At 56.7% G+C, this 1,742-nt stretch carries 1 rRNA gene; it reads right to left on the bottom strand.

The window, feature by feature from the left end:
- Positions 1–10 precede the first annotated feature (10 nt).
- Positions 11–1,550: ribosomal RNA gene (locus N7E59_RS11760) — 16S ribosomal RNA — on the bottom strand.
- Positions 1,551–1,742 lie beyond the last annotated feature (192 nt).

Here is a 1,742-nt window from a genome sequence, read left to right as displayed (position 1 = left end):
GGCTCCTTAGAAAGGAGGTGATCCAGCCGCACCTTCCGGTACGGCTACCTTGTTACGACTTAGTCCCAATCGCCGGTCCCACCTTCGACGGCTCCCCCCACAAGGGTTAGGCCACCGGCTTCGGGTGTTACCAACTTTCGTGACTTGACGGGCGGTGTGTACAAGGCCCGGGAACGTATTCACCGCAGCATTGCTGATCTGCGATTACTAGCGACTCCAACTTCACGAAGTCGAGTTGCAGACTTCGATCCGAACTGAGACCGGCTTTTAGGGATTAGCTCCACCTCACAGTATCGCAACCCACTGTACCGGCCATTGTAGCATGCGTGAAGCCCAAGACATAAGGGGCATGATGATTTGACGTCATCCCCACCTTCCTCCGAGTTGACCCCGGCAGTCTCCCATGAGTCCCCACCATCACGTGCTGGCAACATAGGACAAGGGTTGCGCTCGTTGCGGGACTTAACCCAACATCTCACGACACGAGCTGACGACAACCATGCACCACCTGTGGACCAGCCCCGAAGGGAAACCACATCTCTGCGGCGATCCGGTCCATGTCAAGCCTTGGTAAGGTTCTTCGCGTTGCATCGAATTAATCCGCATGCTCCGCCGCTTGTGCGGGCCCCCGTCAATTCCTTTGAGTTTTAGCCTTGCGGCCGTACTCCCCAGGCGGGGCACTTAATGCGTTAGCTACGGCGCGGAAAACGTGGAATGTTCCCCACACCTAGTGCCCAACGTTTACGGCATGGACTACCAGGGTATCTAATCCTGTTCGCTCCCCATGCTTTCGCTCCTCAGCGTCAGTAACAGCCCAGAGACCTGCCTTCGCCATCGGTGTTCCTCCTGATATCTGCGCATTTCACCGCTACACCAGGAATTCCAGTCTCCCCTACTGCACTCCAGTCTGCCCGTACCCACTGCACACCCGGGGTTGAGCCCCGGGCTTTCACAGCAGACGCGACAAACCGCCTACGAGCTCTTTACGCCCAATAATTCCGGATAACGCTCGCGCCCTACGTATTACCGCGGCTGCTGGCACGTAGTTAGCCGGCGCTTCTTCTGCAGGTACCGTCACCCCGAGAGAACCCGAGGCTTCTTCCCTGCTGAAAGCGGTTTACAACCCGAAGGCCGTCATCCCGCACGCGGCGTCGCTGCATCAGGCTTGCGCCCATTGTGCAATATTCCCCACTGCTGCCTCCCGTAGGAGTCTGGGCCGTGTCTCAGTCCCAGTGTGGCCGGTCACCCTCTCAGGCCGGCTACCCGTCATCGTCTTGGTAGGCCATTACCCCACCAACAAACTGATAGGCCGCGAGTCCATCCAAGACCGATACAATCTTTCCACCACACCCCATGCGGGACACGGTGACCATCCGGTATTAGACCCAGTTTCCCGGGCTTATCCCAGAGTCAAGGGCAGGTTACTCACGTGATACTCACCCGTTCGCCACTCATCCACCCCCAGCAAGCTGGGAGCTTCAGCGTTCGACTTGCATGTGTTAAGCACGCCGCCAGCGTTCATCCTGAGCCAGGATCAAACTCTCCATCAAAAAAACAGAGAAAAATCCAGGCTGCACCACAACACCACCACGGGGGTGACAATGCTGCGGCAACCAAACAAAAAAATTTGGTATCAACAAACTTGGCACACTATTGAGTTCTCAAACAACAGACACACCCGGCACCATCACACCAAACCAGTGCAAATCGCTCCGAAGCAACTTTCCCATCTTACCCGATCA

The organism is Nesterenkonia marinintestina, from assembly GCF_025420485.1.
Taxonomy (GTDB): domain Bacteria; phylum Actinomycetota; class Actinomycetes; order Actinomycetales; family Micrococcaceae; genus Nesterenkonia; species Nesterenkonia marinintestina.
Note: the sequence above shows the minus strand (reverse complement) of the source record. Positions and strands in the feature narration are given on the sequence as shown.